The organism is Chryseobacterium sp. SIMBA_038 (assembly GCF_046535115.1).
Classification (GTDB): Bacteria; Bacteroidota; Bacteroidia; order Flavobacteriales; family Weeksellaceae; genus Chryseobacterium.
The window spans coordinates 1-251 of sequence record NZ_JAWRXH010000320.1 but is presented as its reverse complement, the minus strand read 5'-3'; the positions used below and the strand labels follow the sequence as shown (position 1 = coordinate 251).

At 43.8% G+C, this 251-nt stretch carries 1 protein-coding gene; it reads left to right on the top strand.

Annotated elements, in window-relative coordinates; translation table 11 throughout:
* Nucleotides 1–137 precede the first annotated feature (137 nt).
* A partial coding sequence (locus SB689_RS23735) for a PAAR domain-containing protein (protein ID WP_410694492.1) occupies nt 138–251 on the top strand: 114 nt, incomplete at its 3' end.

Sequence of the window (251 nt, the reverse complement as noted above, 5' to 3'; positions counted from 1 at the left end):
ATCGAGTGTATAAATTTGCGAAGCTGCATTGATTTTACAACAGTATTGGTAAATGAAGATTTTTCTTTGCGCCACACTGCCAAAGTGAAATTTGTTTATGCTCTGCATACGCAATGTCTTAATTTGAGGAGTGAGCTATGGACATCATCCGGTTAGGTGACACCACCGACAATGGCGGCGTAGTGGTTACAGCATCTACGACGATGGAATACGAGGGAAGACCAGTGGCTAGAAAAGGCGATCTTGTCGAC